The sequence below is a fragment of the Parabacteroides sp. KHUB-01 genome, assembly GCF_056640935.1.
Window position 1 is genome coordinate 830,473 of record NZ_CM153256.1, and the last position, 18,407, is coordinate 848,879.

An 18,407-nucleotide genomic window follows, 5' to 3' on the forward strand; every position below is an offset into this window, starting at 1 on the left:
TCCATCATTATCCCAAACATGAGAACAGAAACAATAGGTAAAAACAGAAAAAAGTAAATCAGTATGAAGACGATTATCGCAGAGAAGCCCTCCGTGGCACGTGAAATAGCCCGCATCGTGGGCGCGACCAAGAGAGAAGAAGGTTATTTTTCCGGCAACGGCTATGCCGTCACCTGGGCCTACGGGCACCTGGTTCAACTCACCATGCCAGAAGGCTACGGCATCCACGGTTTCGCCCGTGAGCACCTGCCCATCCTGCCCGAAACCTTCACCCTGCAGCCCCGTCACACCAAGACGGAGAAGGGCTACAAGCCCGAACCCAGCGTAGTTACGCAGATACGCATCGTGGGCAGGCTCTTCAGCGAGAGCGAACAGATTGTAGTGGCCACCGATGCCGGACGCGAGGGCGAGCTCATCTTCCGCTACCTCTACAGCTACCTGAACTGCCGCACGCCCTTCGTTCGCCTCTGGATTAGCTCCCTCACCGACAAGGCCATCCGCGAAGGGGTGCGCCACCTTGAAGAGGGCAACCGCTACGACCGCCTCTACCATGCCGCCAAGGCACGCAGTGAGGCCGACTGGCTGGTGGGCATCAACGCCACGCAGGCCATGACCATCGCCGCAGGCAGGGGCACCTACTCCCTCGGACGTGTGCAGACACCCACGCTGGCCATGGTGTGCGCCCGCTACTGGGAGCACAAACGCTTCACGCCCGAAGCCTTCTGGCAGGTACATCTGTCTGTGGAAGGCACAGGGGAACAGACAGTGAAGTTCTCTTCCTTAGAGAAATGGAAGGAGAAATCCCCTGCGGAGCACATATATAATAAGGTAAAGGCGCAGCCCTCCATGCTCGTCACCAAGGTGGAGTGCAAGGAGAAGGTGGAGGAAACGCCGCTGCTCTACGACCTCACCACCCTGCAGAAGGAAGCCAACGCCAAGCACGGCTTCACGGCGGAGAAGACACTGGAGATAGCGCAGAAGCTCTACGAGAAGAAGCTCATCACTTATCCGCGCACCGGCAGCCGCTACATCCCCGAAGATGTCTTTGCCGAAATTCCCAAGCTGCTCGCCTTCCTTGGTGGCTATCCCGAATGGATTGGCAAGGTACCCCACAGGGACAGGCTGACCCGCCGCAGCGTGGATGACAGCAAGGTGACCGACCACCACGCCCTGCTCATCACAGGCGAGAAACCGCTGTTCCTCTCTAAAGAGGACAACACCGTCTATCAGATGATAGCCGGGCGCATGGTGGAAGCCTTCTCCGACAAGTGCGTCAAGGAACTCACCACCGTCACCGCCCTCAGCGGTGAGGCGGAGTTTGCCGCCAAGGGCTGCGTCATCCGTCAGGCGGGATGGCGTGCCGTGCTGGGCGAAGAGAACGATGAACAAGTACTTCCGCCTTGGAAGAGCGGCGACCCCCTTGCCGTATGCGGCATCAGCCTCACCGAGGGCAAGACCAAGCCGAAGCCCCTGCATACCGAAGCCACTCTGCTCTCGGCGATGGAGACGGCAGGCAAGGACGTGGAGGACGAGGAAGTGCGTCAGGCCATGAAGGAATGTGGAATAGGCACTCCCGCCACCCGTGCCGCCATCATCGAGACCCTCTTTGCCCGTGGCTACGTGCAGCGTTGCAAGAAGTCGCTCGTGCCCACCGAGAAGGGGCTGGCTCTCTACTCCGTAGTGAAAGGGATGCGCATCGCCGATGCCGCCCTCACGGGAGAGTGGGAACGTGAGCTGGCACGTATCGAGCGTGGAGAGAAGGAAGCCTCCGCCTTCCATGAGGAGATAGAACGATACACCACGGAAATCACCGCCGAACTGCTCTCCTGCGACAAGATCTTCGGGCACAAGCCCTCCGGCTGCACCTGCCCCAAGTGCGGAAAGGGGCAGATGCAGTTCTACGGCAAGGTGGTGCGCTGCGACAATCCCGAATGCGGTCTGCCCGTGTTCCGCCAGAAAGCCAACCGCGACCTGAAGGACGAGGAAATCAAGGAACTGCTCACCACCGGGAAGACCGCCCTACTGAAGGGCTTCAAGAGCAAGCAGGGCAAGAGTTTCGATGCCATTATCGCCTTTGATGCCGACTACAACACGGTATTTGTCTTCCCCGAAGTGAAAAACAAGGGAAAACATTCCCCGAAGAGGAAATAAATGAGTACCTTCGCCACTGAATCAAAGTCGAATCGTTCTTGTTCTTCTAAGACCGGACTGATTTACTTTGGATTTAGTGGTGGCACTTCGGGAGGGATACCCGGAGTGCTTTTTTTCTTCTATCCCGACATTAGTATTTACCACTATAATCCAGAATATATATGAACAAGAACGAAAAGAAGCAGGAGGAGCTGTCGTACTACCACCTCTATCTGCAAAAGCACCTTCAAGAGAACCGTTTTGAGCAGGCCGGTGATGCCTCCTTCATCGAGACCCGTGCCGACCTTGCCGCAACCGCCTACGAGCAGGCACGCCGTGAGGGCTATCCCATAGAGGGAGCGCAGGAACTGGCGATGCAGACCCTGCTGAAAGGGCTGCACCACTCCAAATACGCCATCCTGCGTGAGGTCATCACGAACGAGTTTGCCTACGAAATCCCAGAAACGCAGCAGGAAGCCTTTACCGCGAAGCTGCTGCCCTTGGTGGACAACGTGTATTCCATCTACGACCTGTCCGACGACCATTTCGCCCAGTCGTTGGACTATGACCTGCTGTACAGCGAACTGACGGGAGCTGTCGTACTCTATCTGGCCGAGTATGGCGTTTAACCGCAAGCAGCGACTGAGGGACAACATCGAGGCGATACGGACGGCCTTCCTCCTTGACCGGGAAGGGCGCACCCCCACCGAGGCCGAGCGCGACATACTGCACAGCTACTGCGGCTTCGGCGGCTTGAAGTGCATCCTGAATCCCGCCAAGGAACTGACGGATGCCGTCCACTGGGCGAAATCCGACCTCGAACTCTTTGCCCCCACGGCGGAACTCCACCGCCTTATCCGTGAGAACAGCCGTGACGAGACGGAGTACAAGCGTTATGTCGATTCGCTGAAAGGCTCCGTGCTCACGGCCTTCTATACCCCGAAGGAAATCACCGACACCCTCGCAGGCGTGCTTGCGGGGCATGGTGTCGTGCCTGCACGGTTGCTGGAGCCGTCGGCAGGCATGGGCGCTTTCGTGGACTCCATGTTGCGCTATGCCCCCCAAGCCGATGTGATGGCTTTCGAGAAGGACCTGCTGACGGGCAGGATGCTCCGCCACCTTCATCCCGACCGGAAAGTGCGTGTAGAGGGATTCGAGAAGATAGAAAAGCCCTTCAACGGCCATTTCGACCTTGCCCTGTCTAACATACCCTTCGGCGACATCGCCGTGTTCGACGCAGAGTACGAGAAGCGTTCCCTCATGCACCGGACAGCGGCGAAGAAGATTCACAACTACTTCTTCCTGAAAGGACTCGATGCCGTACGTGACGGCGGCATCGTCGCCTTCCTCACCTCGCAGGGCGTGCTGGACAGCGAGAGCAACAACGGCACTCGCTTCCTGATGATGAGGAATGCCGACCTGCTGTCGGTGGTGCGTATGCCCAACAACCTCTTCACGGAGAATGCCAACACCGAGGTAGGCTGCGACCTGATCATCCTCCAGAAGAACAGCAGCAAGGAAGAACTGTCGGAAGATGACCAACTGTTGACGCAGACGGTGAAGGACAACCATACCCATGTGACGATCAACCGCTACCTGCTGGCGCATCCCGAGCTGGTCATACATACCAGTGCCAAACTGGACACCGACCCATATGGGAAGCCTGCTATGGTCTATCTGCACGAGGGCGGTGTAGCAGGAATCGCCGAGGACTTGCGTAAGCGAATAGATGCTGATTTGGCTGCACGATTGGATGTGGCATGCTATAAGGGTGTGACAGAAGAGATACCTGTCCAAGCCATTCCGTCTGCAACCAAGGAAATCAAAATAGCGGAAGAAGTCCCGCAGATCAAAGAAGAACCGAAAGAACAACCTTCGACAGATTTTTTTGCAGAAGGGAAGGCGGTACAACTTACCCTCTTTGACTTATGGGAGTACACCGTTCCGCAAGAGAAGCCTGCCCCGAAAAACAAGAAGAAGTCCGCTGTCGCCAAACAGGCACAAAAGGGAAACAATCCCACACCTGCCCGTGCGGAGAAGCCGAAGAAGCAGGACGGCGAATCATTGCAGTCTTCACAGAAAAAAGCAGACGATGCCCCAAAAGAAGAAAAGAAAACCCTGCCGGGCGACATCTATGCGGACATCAACTGGGAAGACAATCCGCCCATCAACGGATTCTATGAGGCCATGATGACGCTGACACCCGAACGGCGTGTGGCACTGCGGCAGGAAGCGGAGCGCCATCGTCAGGAGCAGTTGAAAAGATTGGGCGTGAAAGATACGCTCAATCCCGCCTTCATCCCTCCTATGGGAGAGATAAAGCCGCTGTCTGAAGCAGAGCCGACACATGTTGAGGCAGAGCAGACAGTGGATAAAACTGCGCAAACCGAAGGAAATGGATTGTTCCAAGGTACAGCCAATGCTCCTGCCAAACAGAAGCAGCCACCGCTTGACCTCACTCCGCATCCCTACGACCGCACGCTGGAACCCCATCACCGTGAAGGCTCCATTGTGCTCGATGCGGCAAGGAACGTGGGCTATTTGAAAGACCTCACGCCATACGGAGCGATGTTCCATCCCGCCGACCTCAACGGTTTCCAGAAAGAGAAACTGATGCTCTACATCTCCCTGCGCGATGCCTATGAGCGTCTGTACAGCTATGAGGCGGAGAACCACGAGGGGAACAAACCGCAGAGAGGCTACCTCAACACCTACTACGACGAGTTTGTCCTGCGCTACGGCAACCTCAACGCCAAGCAGAACGTGAAGCTGCTGCTGATGGATGCCGCAGGACGCGACATCCTCTCCTTGGAGCGTGAGGAGAACGGGCAGTTCGTCAAGGCCGACATCTTCGAGCGTCCCGTGTCCTTCTCTATAGACGAGGTTGTACAGGCAGACTCTCCTGAGGAAGCCCTGTCCGCCTCACTCAACAAGTACGGCACGGTCCATCTCGACTATATGCGCTCGCTCACCGACACCACCGCAGAGGAACTGCTCGCAGCCCTCCACGGCAGAGTCTATTTCAATCCCTTGGCTGACAATTACGAAATCAGCGACCGCTTCATAGCTGGAAACGTCATCGACAAGGCGGAGCGCATCGGGGCATGGATTGCCGACAATGGGGAGCATGAGCATCTGGCGGAGGCGAAAGAGGCGTTGCAGGCATTGCAGGATGCCGCCCCGCAGCGCATCACCTTCGAGGAGCTCGACTTCAACTTCGGCGAGCGGTGGATACCCACGGGCATCTACTCCGCCTACATGAGCCACCTCTACGAGACCGATGTCCGCATCGCCTACGCCCCCGCCATGGACGAGTTCTCCGCCGTATGCGACCGCAAGAACATCAAGATATGGGACGAGTTCTGTGTGAAGGGTTACTACCGTCACTACGACGGCATGAGCCTGCTGAAGCACGCCCTGCACAACACCTGCCCCGACATGATGAAGTGCATCGGCCAGGACGAGAACGGCAACGACATCAAGGTGCGCGATGCCGAGGGCATACAGCTTGCCAACGCCAAGATTGACGAGATACGAAACGGCTTCTCCGAATGGCTCGAAGAGCAGTCACCGGAGTTCAAGGAACGGCTCGTGACGATGTACAACCGCAAGTTCAACTGTTTCGTGCGCCCGAAGTACGACGGCTCTCACCAGACCTTCCCCGCCCTCGACCTCAAGGGGCTGGCCAGCCGAGGCGTGAAGGACATCTATCCCTCGCAGAAGGATTGCGTGTGGATGCTCAAACAGAACGGTGGCGGGATATGCGACCACGAGGTTGGAACTGGTAAAACGCTGATAATGTGCATGGCAGCGCATGAGATGAAACGGCTGGGCCTCGCCCACAAGCCGATGATTATCGGGCTGAAAGCCAATGTGGCGGAGATAGCCGCCACCTATCAGGCGGCCTATCCCAATGCCCGCATCCTCTATGCCTCCGAGAAGGACTTCTCCACCGCCAACCGCGTGCGTTTCTTCAACAACATCAAGAACAACGACTACGACTGCGTCATCATGTCGCACGACCAGTTCGGCAAGATACCCCAGTCGCCCGAGTTGCAGCAGCGCATCCTGCAGGCAGAGCTGGACTCCGTGGAGGAGAGCCTCGAAGTGCTCCGGGCACAGGGCAAGGACATCTCCCGCGCCATGCTCAAAGGGCTGGAGAAGCGCAAGTTCAACTTAGAGGCGAAGCTGCAGAAGGTGGAGCACGCCATCAGCTCGCGCACGGACGACGTGGTGGATTTCCGCCAGATGGGCATCGACCACCTGTTTGTCGATGAGAGCCACCAGTTCAAGAACCTCACCTTCAACACCCGTCACGACCGGGTGGCGGGCTTGGGCAACTCGGAGGGAAGCCAGAAGGCCCTGAACATGCTCTTCGCCATCCGCACCATACAGGAGCGCACGGGCAAGGACCTTGGGGCGACGTTCCTCTCCGGCACCACCATCAGCAACTCGCTGACGGAGCTGTACCTGCTCTTCAAGTACCTGCGCCCGAAGGAGCTGGAGCGGCAGGACATCCGCTGCTTCGATGCCTGGGCGGCTATCTTCGCCAAGAAGACCACCGACTTCGAGTTCAACGTGACGAACAACGTGGTGCAGAAGGAGCGTTTCCGCTACTTCATCAAGGTGCCGGAGCTTGCCGCCTTCTATAACGAGATTACCGACTACCGCACGGCGGAGGACGTAGGTGTGGATCGTCCGCACAAGAACGAGGTACTGCACCACATACCGCCCACGCCCGAACAGGAGGACTTCATTGAGAAGCTGATGCAGTTCGCCAAGACGGGCGACGCCACGCTGCTGGGCAGGGCGGCACTCTCAGAAACGGAGGAGAAGGCGAAGATGCTCATCGCTACCGACTATGCCCGCAAGATGGCTCTCGACATGCGCATGATAGACCCTGCCTATGAGGACCATCCCGACAACAAGGCGAGCCACTGCGCCAAGACAATAGCGGAGTATTATCGCAGGTACGATGCACAGAAAGGTACGCAGTTCGTCTTTTCTGACCTTGGCACCTATCAGCCGGGCGACGGCTGGAACGTCTATTCCGAAATCAAACGCAAGCTGATGGAAGACTACGGCATCCCCGGCCATGAGGTGCGCTTCATACAGGAGTGCAAGACGGACAAGGCACGCAAGGCGGTGATAGCCGCCATGAATGAAGGGACGGTGCGTGTGCTCTTCGGTTCTACCTCCATGTTGGGCACAGGTGTCAATGCGCAGAGGCGGTGTGTGGCCATCCATCATTTGGATACCCCTTGGCGACCGTCCGATCTGCAACAGCGGGACGGACGTGGTGTGCGTGCCGGTAACGAGATTGCCAAACATTTTGCAGGGAATAACGTGGATGTCATCATCTATGCCGTGGAGAAATCGTTGGACAGCTACAAGTTCAACCTCCTGCACTGCAAGCAGACCTTCATCAGTCAGCTGAAAAGCGGAGCAATGGGCGCACGTACCATTGACGAGGGAGCGATGGACGAGAAGTCGGGCATGAATTTCTCGGAATACATGGCCATCCTGTCCGGCAATACCGACCTGCTTGAAAAGGCGAAATTAGAGAAGCGCATCGCCTCGCTCGAAGGGGAACGCAAGTCGTTCAACAAGGGCAGGCGTGAATCGGAGTTCAAGCTGGAGTCCAAGACAAGCGAGCAGCGGAACAACCAGGCGGTCATCACTGCCATGACGGAGGACTGGGAGAAGTTCACCGCCACAGCCAAGACCGACAAGGAGGGCAACCGCCTGAACGCACTTCGCATAGAGGGTGTGGATGCCACCGACGAGAAAATCCTCGGCAAGCGTTTGCAGGAGATAGCCAAGAACGCCACCACTGGCGGACTTTACCAGCCTGTCGGCGAACTGTACGGCTTCCCCGTCAAGGTGGTCAGCGAGCGGGTGTTCAAGGAGGGACTGGAGTTTACCGATAACCGCTTTGTGGTGGAAGGGAACTACAAATATACCTACAACAACGGGCATCTGGCGATGGCCGACCCGATAGCGGCAGCACGCAACTTCCTGAACGCTTTGGAGAGAATCCCCTCCATGGTGGAGCAGTACAAGGAGAAGAACAAGGCACTGGAACGTGACATACCGCAGTTGCAGGAGATTGTGGGCAAGGTGTGGAAAAAAGAGGACGAGCTGAAGCAGTTGAAGTCCGAACTGGCCGCATTGGACCGAAAAATCCAGTTGGAGCTTGCGCCTCCTGTTCCTGAGGTGAAACTGCAAGAAGAAAAGCAAGAGGTTTCAGCCCGTCCTGTCCTTACAAGCCCTCATCAGACAGAAGAGGTACAGATAGTCTCCGTGCTGCCATCCGGCAACCGCATGGCTGGAAGGTTCAAGATAGGCTGACGTATCCTATTATATATTATAATAAAGGAGGGTGATTACTGAACGGTCGCCCTTCTTTTATCCGACATTACCAATCATTCATATATGGCAAAAACAAAAATCAAGTTTCGTGCCTCTTCTGTCGGGATGAAGGAGGGCACGCTCTATTATCAGGTGATACACAACCGTGTGGCAAGACAAATCCATACTGAGTACAGACTTTATCCCTCGGAGTGGGACGCGGCACGCTCGTCCATTGTCCTGCCGTCTTCCTCCACTCCGCAACGCTATTCGTATCTTCTTTCCCTGCAGGACACATTGGAGGCGGACAGGAAGAAACTGCTGCTGGTTATTGCACGGTTGGACAAGGAGGCGCAACCCTATACCTCAGACAAAGTGGTCGAATATTTCCGGGAAGGGAAGGTACTACATGGTATCATCGGCTACACGTTGGAACTGAATGACAAGTTGCGAAAAATCGGCAAGAGGCGCATGGCGGACAGGTTCACCACGACCATCAACAGTCTGCGGAATTACCTGAAAGGAAACGATGTGCCATTGGAGGATGTGGATGGAACGATGGTGCTGGGATATGAACAGTGGCTGAAAGAGCGCGGACTTTGTCGCAATACCACCTCTTTCTATCTACGCAACCTGCGTACCATCTACAACCATGCCGTGGAGGAAAAGCTGGTGGTTTCTTCCTCGCCGTTCAAACATGTATATACCGGCATTGACAAGACTGTCAAACGAGCCCTTCCTTTGGAAATCATCAAGCAACTGAAAGAGCTGGACCTGAGTCTGTACCCAAGAATGGAGTTTGCAAGGGATATGTTCCTGTTCAGTTTCTATACCCGTGGAATGTCCTTCGTTGACATGGCACAACTAACTCAAAGCAATTTGCAGGGCGGTATGCTCACTTACCGCCGTCAGAAGACATCGCAACAGCTACACATCAAATGGGTAGAACCCATGCAGAAGATTGTCACGAAATACCAGATAGACGGCTCTCCCTATCTTCTTCCCATTGCGACCGGAGAAGGAACCTCATTCTGGAAAAAATACAAGAACTCCTACAACCGCATCACCAAGCAATTGAAGAAAATCGGCGAGATGATGGGACTATCCATTCCGTTGACCACTTACGTTGCACGTCACTCCTGGGCAAGTGCAGCCAAAAGCAAAAACGTGGCACTTTCCACCATCAGCGAGGGATTGGGACACGATTCTGAGAAGACAACACGGATTTATCTTTCATCATTGGACACCTCTGTCGTTGACAGGGCAAACAATCTAATCATCAATTCCCTGTAAAATACAAATCATCATGCCGTCACATAAAAAGCCCGCAATTCCGTGACTGATGTAATTGTTACGGAGTTGCGGTTTTCTCTTGTATGTCTGTTGTCTTTGTCTTCGAATGTTGAGCAAAAAGAGGATTCTCTCTTTAAGAGAAACTCTTTCCGCTGCAAAATTATGAAAATTATTGCAAATCACCTAATTATTGAAGGATTTTTTGACTGAAAAACCGAAAATTGTTGATTTTAATCAACCTATTGTTGAGCAAAAAGGGCTTTACGCAAGAAATGACACCTATAAATCAAGGGGTTTGTAAAAAAGAGTTTCTCTTAAAGAGAGAAACACGTTTGATGTGACCAAATTAAAAGATTTATGCGCATAGATATATATTGTGTAATACTGATTCTTTTGCTATTGGGTGCAGGGGTTGTACATTCGCAAGAGAGCCGCACGGAAATCTATATTGATTTCCGTGTAAACAGCATGGTTGTAGATTCCACATACTCGGCCAATGCTACTCGCATTCAAGAAATAATAGATTTTCTCCGGAATATTCATGAAAACCAGACAATTAACATCGTGGAAGTCTCATTCCGTGGTGCTGCTTCACCTGAGGGCAGTGACCAACTTAATCGCAGGTTGGCAAAAGGGCGTCTCTCAGCTCTTGAAAAGTTTGTCCGCAAGGAAGTGGATATTCCCGACAGCCTGATTACCCGTAGCGACTGCTATATACCGTGGGAATATCTTAAATCACAGATTGAAGCTTCGGATTGGCTTCGTAAAGATGAGGTGCTCGCCATCTTGGAGGAAGAGTCCTCGTTAGTGGATCACCGACATCCCGATACATATATTGACAACCGTATCGTGAAATTGAAGGCTTTGGACGGTGGTAAGGTATGGTTACAGATGAACGAACTCTTCTTCGAGCGTATGCGAAATGCCTGTGTTGTATTCGTGACTTATAGGCAGGAACTTCCTGCAGAACAAAAGCCTTTCATCATTTGCGACACCACTGCTGTTGACTCGGCCATTAATCTCGTGGAGGTTTTACCGGATACGACAGCCGTGGATACCTTTGTTGCCAAAGTGGAAGGGTGGAGTCGTAAAGTACATATCAAGACCAATGCCATAGGTCTTGGAATGGCTATCGCCAATATTGCCGCAGAAATAGACTTGTCTAAACACTGGTCATTCTCCTTGCCTGTATATCACTGCGCCTGGAACTATTTCAAATCCACCATCAAGTTTCGTGTATTTTCTGTTTACCCTGAATTTCGCTATTGGCTGTCAGAAGACAACGACGGACTATTTGCAGGGATTCATTTTGGAGCGGTATTCTACAATTTTGCTTTTAACGGTGATTATCGCTACCAACGCCATCACCGTGATATACCAGCTTTTGGCGGAGGTGTGGGCATCGGATATCGTATGCCCATCAGTAAAGACAACCGTTGGCGTGTGGAGTTCTCACTCGGTACAGGTATATATCCATTACATTATGATAAGTTCCGCAACACCCCGAACACAAAGGACGGACTTTTGATTGAGAGCATTAGAAAGACCTATTGGGGAGTTGACCAAATAGCGGTATCATTCTCATATATGTTTGACCTCAAGAAGAAAGGAGGCAAGCGATGAGAAAGTTATTATGCTATATGATATGCATGTTGGTATTGTTCCTTAACTCTTGTGATGTTTACGAATGGCCAGAGACATCCAGATCTGTAAAACTGCACTTGCGGTTAAATTACGAAACGGACATGACCAAATGGGAACATCTTTACGATGGTGTGTCAGTTGAAGAACAGGAATTGAGCGATACATACGACAACCATCAGAAGTATGGAAAGATACGTTACATCATCCGAACCTATCCCATATCGGAGAAACAGCGCGCTTCCCAAAACTACTCACAGGAGTTCGTCTTCACAAAGGATATAACCGAAGGCTACAACCACGAGGTTACGCTTGATGTTCTGCCGGGGAACTACTATATTATGGTGTGGTCGGATTTGATAGAGACAAGTGGCGATAGTTATTTCTACGATGCAGATAATTTCGCTGAAATTAAGCTACAGGGTGAACATCAAGGAAATGCCGACCATCGGGACGCTTTCAGAGGAACAAGCAGTGTTTCCCTTGTAGCGGATATCGAAGAACACCAACCAGACACTCTCGATGTTGCAATGCAAAGACCGCTTGCCAAGTTTGAGTTCATCACCACGGACCTGCAAAAGTTCATAGACAAAGAAATGGAAATCCTCAAAAAAGAAACGGAAACAAGAGGACATGACAATCCGACCAGAGTTGACATAAATGATTATAAAGTTATAGTCCTTTATTCAGGTTTTATGCCCGACACATACAATATGAATACAGACAAACCCATTGATTCGTCTATGGGGGTATTCTTCGAATCAGAACTGAATGCCTTAAATGAAAATGAGGCATCATTAGGTTTCGACTATGTGTTCGTAAACGGTAAGGAAGCAGGCGTTTCTGTTCAAATTGGATTATACGACAGTGAAAACAGACAAGTGGCTTTTTCCGAGCCCATAAACGTTCCATTGCGCAGAAATCGCCACACCGTGGTGAAAGGTTCGTTCCTGATGCAACAGGCTTCGGGAGGTATCACCATAGACTCTGATTTTGACGGGAACCATAACATCGTAATTGAATAATATCTTAAATGAATGATGATGAAATCGTATATACATATTCAAGGTCTGATTTTGGCATTAGTTATATTGTCGCTCTCTGCCTGTTCTGGAGATGATTGGCTGCAAACAGACGGAGAAAAAGTTTCTGTTACGTTTCAACCTACCTTAAATGGTGTGTTGAACACCCGTGCCATCGGCGACGCTACCAGTATAGACCAACTTGTCGTAACGGTGTATGAAGGTGGTGAAACCAAATCAAAGGTATTCTCACAAACGTATGATTGGACTTCGGTGCAAAGCAGCGGGGTCTCACTCACATTGATTGAAGGGCGTACCTATCAGATTCTCTTTTGGGCAGAGCACAAAGGGAATGGGGCATATACCCTGACCGATGACGGGAATATCACAGTGAATTATAACGGCTATCTTCGTGGCGGCTTTGGGGATATGGAGAAGCTGGACGCTTTCTGCCAGACCACAACGGTCACTGTAGGAACACAGCAGGTGGAAAACAAGGGAGAAGTCAGGTTGTCCCGTCCATTGGCTCAAATCAACTTTGCGGACAAGACCACACAGCCTGTTGCCGGAAGCCATAAGGCATTGGTGACATTTCATGGAATTCCGTCATCATTCAATCCGTTCACAGGTGAGATTGTAATGTCCGAAGACGATGTATGTTTCACGTTTACAGACTTTCCTGAGGAGCATTTATCCGTGGATGGCTCAACCTATTATTATATATCAAGCAATTATGTGTTTGCACCGAAGACAGGAACGGCATCTCTCAAGGCAACCCTTGACCTGCAAGACGCGGAGGGCAACACTATAAAACAAGTGACGTTGGGCAACATAGGGATTGAACTAAACAACAGAACCAATATTCTGGGTGCTATTGTTCAGGAACCCGAAACATGGAGTGTCTGGGACGGAACAATTCCTTCTGCCTCCACAATGACAAAAGACGATCAGAACCGCTACATCATTGACGAAGCTGCCGACATTGCTTGGTTGGGAGCAAATGCCAATACTCTTGCCACAGGCGGAACCTTTGTGATGACCAAGGATATTGATATGGCCAATTTGCCAGGGCTTTCAGCCATTCAACTGCCACAGGGAAGCACATTGGATGGTGGTGGACACACTATCAAGGGATTGATACTGACTGATGGGCTGCTGGGTGATGCCACGCAGATAACAGTGAAGAATTTGAATGTGGAGGAGGTAACCGTTGCCAATAGTTCTTCAGATAAAACCCATGTAGGGGTACTGGCCAATAGCGTCAAAGGCACTAGTATGTTCAGTAATATCTACATTAATAAGGCTTCGGTAAGCACGCAAAACGGGGCAGCAGGCGGCATTGTTGGATATGTTTCGCGTAAAGAATCTGACAACCGTGATGAAACATTGACTGTCACCTTTGATGATTGCCATATAGAGGAAACGAAAATTTCAGGAACACTCAGCGAAGGCTACCTGGTGGGGTTGCTTCGTGGGTATGACAATGCAGAAACCTTGCAGTTCAACACCAATTGCACGGTTTCCACGGGGACAATTCTAATCAACAACTATGTTTCTCCCTATCGGGAAGGCAATGAAGGTGTCTGGCTGGCTGCAAACGACTATTCGAATTATAACGGATGGTTGGGTAACGAGGAGTGCTATCGGGGAAAAGTGATGTATGGAGCCAACCGGTTTATACCTTGTTGGGATGGCTCTACCAAGATTACTCCTTTGACTGATGGCTCCACCAAACTGATTTATTCGGCATTCGACCTGGCCGCTTTGCAGGGCACTGCTGCAGGCGACATCAAGTTGATGGAGAATGTGTGCATGGAGTACGACTTGGATGGCGCGTCAAAAGAAGGCGTGCGAAATCACAATTTCACCCCACTGAGCACTTTAAACTCTTTGGAGGGCAATGGCAATACAATCTACAATATCACTATCACAGGTAATTACTACAGTGGATTCGTCTATAGTGAGGGTTGTGCCACTGCCTTCAAAAACGTTAACTTCGATGGTGCCGACATCCGCGTGACCCACGGAAGCGAGGGAGATGCCTATGTTGGAACACTGAGGGGCTTTGCATACGCCAACACAACCATTGAAAATGTACATGTGCGCAATGGTTACCTTTACGGAGTGAACAAGATGGGTGGTCTGTGTGGTGGCATCTTCAGTACGGTCACTTGTTCAAACAGTTCCGTGCAGAATTATCATTTTGAGAATTATGATTCTGAGGTCGTAAGTGGAGGATTCAAGGCGAATGGCGAGATTGGAGGACTTATCGGATTCATTCAAGTTAATGATGCGTCAACGGTGAATACCATCTCCAATTGCTATGTGAAGGAAAATTCGTTCAACTGCGTTACTTATAGTGCTTCAGCTTGGGACAGAAGCGTTGCTCCTTTTATCGGGGATATCCGTACAAGCAAAGCCGGTCGGGTGAATATCACAAGTTGCAGTATTCAAGGAATCAATACTTATACGAATGCTTCTACAGGAGCAGCTGCCACTTTTGACCAACATAAGAAAAAAACAGGAGGGTCAATTTTCAATCCTGTTTACACATATTACCCTCTTGTAGGGCAATGCTATTCTGTGCCCATTCTGGATAAGAAAGGTTCTGTTTATATAGACGGGACGAACATACTTTGATAAAATCTAAAATCATCAAGCAATATGAAAAAGTTGTTTTACCTACTATTGGCAACACCGCTGTTATTAGCCTCGTGCAGCAATGACGAAGAGGTGGCAAGTGAAGAGACCGTTCAGGTAAGCTTCAGTACAGAATTGCCGGGACGTATCGGCACACGCGCAGCATCCACATTGAATGTCAACAAAGTGGTGTGCGCTGTGTTTGAGAACGACACTGAGATTAAGAATCTTCGTGAAGTGATTGACATTACAGAGGCCGGATCCATTGAGTTCTCACCTCGCCTGATCAAAGGGCGCACATATGATGTCGTCTTTTGGGCGATGAAAGATGGTTGTTACGATGTGAGCGATATGACCGCCATCACACGTGTCTCAGGAGGAACTTCTTCTGAAGCTGAATTTGAGTCATTTACAGAAAGTGTAGAAATTGAAGTAACAGGCTCAAAGTCGGAAACGGTCACACTGAAACGCCCGTATGCCCAGCTTAATCTTGGCGTGACGGCAGATGATTGGAATGCTGTGGCCAACGAGAACACATTCAATATGACCCCTAAAAAGATGGTCATCAAAACGAGTGGCAAGGATACTTTCAATGCTTTGAAAGGAACAGTCACAGGCGACGATGCAGACATCATACGAAATCTGGATGTTTCGGGTAGTGATCTTTCGGTTGGAGAAACCACTTACAAAAGCATTGCCATGTGCTATATATATCCGGAATCGAGTCAGGGCAACTTTGATGTTTCATACACCATCTCCACCGAAGACGATAGGGTCATTCGTAAAGACGTGACCATTCAGAATGTTCCATTGCAGGCAAACTATCGTACAAATATCGTTGGTGGACTGCTGACTGGAACGATAACATATACTATCACATTTGAGGAAAACTTTGCTTCAAATAATAATTAGTGAGAGATATAACAGTGTTTAACCCATTAATCCTAAGAATTAGAAAATGAAAGAATAAGAAATCAAACATGCATTAGGGAACGATTTCGTCAAGACAAAAGGACAAATAGGTCTTATCTATTTTGCCTTGTCGAGAAATTGCACTTCTAAGTCATTTTCTTAGAGACTCCCTCAAATTGATAGCAGACATCTGCTAAGGATTGGATCGGCCCGGAGAAGAAATTCTTCAGAATATTGAACGTGATTCCGTTTACTCTCAGAAGTGCGGAAAAGCATAAAAACAAAAAACGTAAAAATTCTTTTATGTAATAACTATTTGAGATTAAAAAATGAAAAAGAAAAATTTATTCATGAGTATGCTTGCGATGGCAAGTATGCTTTTTGCGACTTCTTGTTCGCAAGATGAAGTGCTTAACGAGTCTGCAACAGACGATTTCGTTAATGCAACGTTTACCGTCTCTACATCTGCTGGCATTGAAACACGTGCCGTAGTAGGTGATGGTACAACTGTAAACTATGTTGCCTGTGCTGTTTATAATGCAGCAAACGAAGAAATGACAGGATTGCGTCAGTATGTATCACTGTCAGACAAGAAGGCCACATATTCCGTTCGTTTGGTCAAGGGTCAGGCTTATCGTGTAGCATTCTTTGCTTACAATGGTCAAGCTGATGGTAGTTCCGACTATTATGACATGACTGATTTGAAAAACATTAAAATCAAGGATGCTGTTTCAAACATTGAGGCTCGCGACGCATTTACCAACTATGTGGATGTTTCAGCCTCAGAGACGACGGTAGCTGTCAATAAAGATGTAACACTGAAGCGTCCGTTCGCTCAGCTTAACCTGGGCGCCTATGCAGCAGATATAGAGGCTGCACGTCAAGCAGGTATTGTGGTAGAAAAGAGCAAAATCAAGGTAACAGGTGTTTATAAAGCCTTTAACGCATTTGAAAACAACGTTGCCGGAACTACAGGAGATATGACTTTTGACTTTAACGGACTCCTTTCAGAGAAGCTGAAAGCAGATGTTGATGGTAATGGCTCAGATGAAGAATTTGACTATCTTGCACTGAACTACCTGCTCGTAGGTGGTGCAGGTAGCCCGAAGGCAACAACAGACGTTACATTTGTATGGAAGACAGCAAATAGCAAGACCAACGACCCTGCGACAGAATTCAAGAATGTGCCTGTGCAAACCAACTACCGCACAAACATCGTGGGTTACTTGCTGACCAATCCTGCTGAATTCAACATCACTATTGATGAGAACTTTAAAACGCCTGATCATTTTGTGGTGGTTTCAGCTGAAGAACTGGTACAAGAGATGATCCCTGTCAGTGGCGTTATCACTTTGACCAGGGATTATGTCGTAACAGGTAATTGGACTCCTCTTGTATTTTCTGAAAACATTACCATCAACGGTAACGGTCATACTATCCAAGGTCTTGACAAAGCTTTGGTTCTTAGAGCAAATGGAGTTAATATAAGTATTAACGATTTGACTATTGCAAAATCCAATATTAGCTATTCTGCCTCAGATGCAAATGAAACAGCTTTGGGTGTAGGTGGATTTATCAGCTATATGGATTATGCCGGAACGGCAACATTCAACAACTGCCATCTTAAAAATTCTACAGTGAACGGTAATGAACGTGCAGCCGGTTTGATTGGTTATACTTCAGGCAATCAGTTAACAGTCACAAATTGCACGGTTGAGGGTTGTACCATCAAAGCTACTGGTAGCACTGGAGGTATCGTTGCCCACACACAGACCACTGTTTCTATTTCAGGTTCTAAAGTAGAAAAATCAACTATTGAGTCCACTGAAGATAGAAGTACAAAGGCAGCTATTGCTGGAGGTATAATTGGTACCATAATGGGAGCAACTACGTTTGACAATGTGACTGTAAGTGGTAACACTGTTATCAATAACGGTGCAACACCTCTCAATGAAAAGGTTGGCCGTGTCGTAAGTCCTGGTTCTTTGACAGATAATTAAAGAAGCCTCACCATCCTTTAATGGATATTCACAGAAAAACCATTGATTAGGGACCTGCCGTTCGTGAAATGGCAGGTCTCATTTTCCTGTATGCATCTGCGATACCCCTTAGTTATCGTTCCCACTGATTCGTTGTATGGCAAGATAATCAGTAATGTAAAACCCATAATGTTGACCAGCTAAGAACCTTTGAAAAATCAGTTACCGTAGAATGAAAAGAATTTTGTCTTTAGCTTTTACCATCCTCGTCGCCTTGTGCATAGAGGTCGGTATTTTTATGCTCATTGCCCACTGGTTGGGAATAAAGGTAGCCATTGCCGTAATAGCGGTTGAGTGTGTGTTAGTTTTATGGACGGTTTACGAAATCAGGCATGCCAGTGATGAAACAGAGAAATGACACGTCTGCCTGCCAAAAATA

General features: G+C 49.9%; 10 protein-coding genes. All 10 read left to right on the forward strand.

Going from position 1 to position 18,407, the window contains the following annotated elements:
• Nucleotides 1-63: 63 nt before the first annotated feature.
• The 10 genes from ACYIAR_RS03830 to ACYIAR_RS03875 all read left to right on the forward strand — a co-directional run bounded on the left by ACYIAR_RS03830 (nucleotide 64) and on the right by ACYIAR_RS03875 (nucleotide 18,386).
• Nucleotides 64-2,151: a type IA DNA topoisomerase gene (locus ACYIAR_RS03830; RefSeq protein WP_480332239.1), complete on the forward strand. Its 2,088-nt coding sequence runs from the start codon at nucleotides 64-66 to the stop codon at nucleotides 2,149-2,151.
• Between the two features lie 161 nt (nucleotides 2,152-2,312).
• Complete coding sequence (locus ACYIAR_RS03835) at nucleotides 2,313-2,759, forward strand: DUF1896 domain-containing protein (protein WP_480332240.1); 447 nt, start codon at nucleotides 2,313-2,315, stop codon at nucleotides 2,757-2,759.
• Nucleotides 2,749-8,481: a helicase-related protein gene (locus ACYIAR_RS03840; protein ID WP_480332241.1), complete on the forward strand. Its 5,733-nt coding sequence runs from the start codon at nucleotides 2,749-2,751 to the stop codon at nucleotides 8,479-8,481. The genes ACYIAR_RS03835 and ACYIAR_RS03840 overlap by 11 nt, the downstream gene beginning before the upstream one ends.
• An 84-nt stretch (nucleotides 8,482-8,565) precedes the next feature.
• Nucleotides 8,566-9,774 carry a tyrosine-type recombinase/integrase gene (locus tag ACYIAR_RS03845; protein WP_413548852.1) on the forward strand — a complete coding sequence of 403 codons (1,209 nt, stop codon included), beginning with the start codon at nucleotides 8,566-8,568 and terminating at the stop codon, nucleotides 9,772-9,774.
• 357 nt (nucleotides 9,775-10,131) lie between these two features.
• On the forward strand, nucleotides 10,132-11,397 hold the full coding sequence (locus ACYIAR_RS03850) for a DUF3575 domain-containing protein (protein WP_480332242.1): 1,266 nt from the start codon (nucleotides 10,132-10,134) through the stop codon (nucleotides 11,395-11,397).
• The gene (locus tag ACYIAR_RS03855; RefSeq protein ID WP_480332243.1) at nucleotides 11,394-12,440 is read left to right on the forward strand and encodes a DUF6562 domain-containing protein; all 1,047 of its coding nucleotides are present in this window, start codon (nucleotides 11,394-11,396) and stop codon (nucleotides 12,438-12,440) included. The genes ACYIAR_RS03850 and ACYIAR_RS03855 overlap by 4 nt, the downstream gene beginning before the upstream one ends.
• A 12-nt stretch (nucleotides 12,441-12,452) precedes the next feature.
• A complete protein-coding gene (locus ACYIAR_RS03860) occupies nucleotides 12,453-15,077 on the forward strand; it encodes a hypothetical protein (protein ID WP_480332244.1) in 2,625 nt (874 codons plus the stop codon).
• A 24-nt stretch (nucleotides 15,078-15,101) separates the two neighbouring features.
• Nucleotides 15,102-15,989, forward strand: coding sequence for a hypothetical protein (locus ACYIAR_RS03865; RefSeq protein WP_480332245.1), 888 nt, complete (start codon nucleotides 15,102-15,104; stop codon nucleotides 15,987-15,989).
• A 329-nt stretch (nucleotides 15,990-16,318) separates the two neighbouring features.
• A complete protein-coding gene (locus tag ACYIAR_RS03870) occupies nucleotides 16,319-17,989 on the forward strand; it encodes a right-handed parallel beta-helix repeat-containing protein (protein ID WP_480332246.1) in 1,671 nt (556 codons plus the stop codon).
• A 211-nt stretch (nucleotides 17,990-18,200) separates the two neighbouring features.
• A complete protein-coding gene (locus ACYIAR_RS03875; protein WP_413548858.1) occupies nucleotides 18,201-18,386 on the forward strand; it encodes an MFS transporter in 186 nt (61 codons plus the stop codon).
• Nucleotides 18,387-18,407: the final 21 nt, after the last annotated feature.

Bases quoted from the DNA above. Each gene is read 5' to 3' on its own strand.
- ACYIAR_RS03840 (WP_480332241.1), top strand. From the start codon at position 2,749: ATGGCGTTTAACCGCAAGCAGCGACTGAGGGACAACATCGAGGCGATA.
- ACYIAR_RS03860 (WP_480332244.1), top strand. From the start codon at position 12,453: ATGATGATGAAATCGTATATACATATTCAAGGTCTGATTTTGGCATTA.
- ACYIAR_RS03870 (WP_480332246.1), top strand. From the start codon at position 16,319: ATGAAAAAGAAAAATTTATTCATGAGTATGCTTGCGATGGCAAGTATG.
- ACYIAR_RS03875 (WP_413548858.1), top strand. From the start codon at position 18,201: ATGAAAAGAATTTTGTCTTTAGCTTTTACCATCCTCGTCGCCTTGTGC.
- ACYIAR_RS03865 (WP_480332245.1), top strand. From the start codon at position 15,102: ATGAAAAAGTTGTTTTACCTACTATTGGCAACACCGCTGTTATTAGCC.
- ACYIAR_RS03830 (WP_480332239.1), top strand. From the start codon at position 64: ATGAAGACGATTATCGCAGAGAAGCCCTCCGTGGCACGTGAAATAGCC.
- ACYIAR_RS03850 (WP_480332242.1), top strand. From the start codon at position 10,132: ATGCGCATAGATATATATTGTGTAATACTGATTCTTTTGCTATTGGGT.
- ACYIAR_RS03845 (WP_413548852.1), top strand. From the start codon at position 8,566: ATGGCAAAAACAAAAATCAAGTTTCGTGCCTCTTCTGTCGGGATGAAG.
- ACYIAR_RS03835 (WP_480332240.1), top strand. From the start codon at position 2,313: ATGAACAAGAACGAAAAGAAGCAGGAGGAGCTGTCGTACTACCACCTC.
- ACYIAR_RS03855 (WP_480332243.1), top strand. From the start codon at position 11,394: ATGAGAAAGTTATTATGCTATATGATATGCATGTTGGTATTGTTCCTT.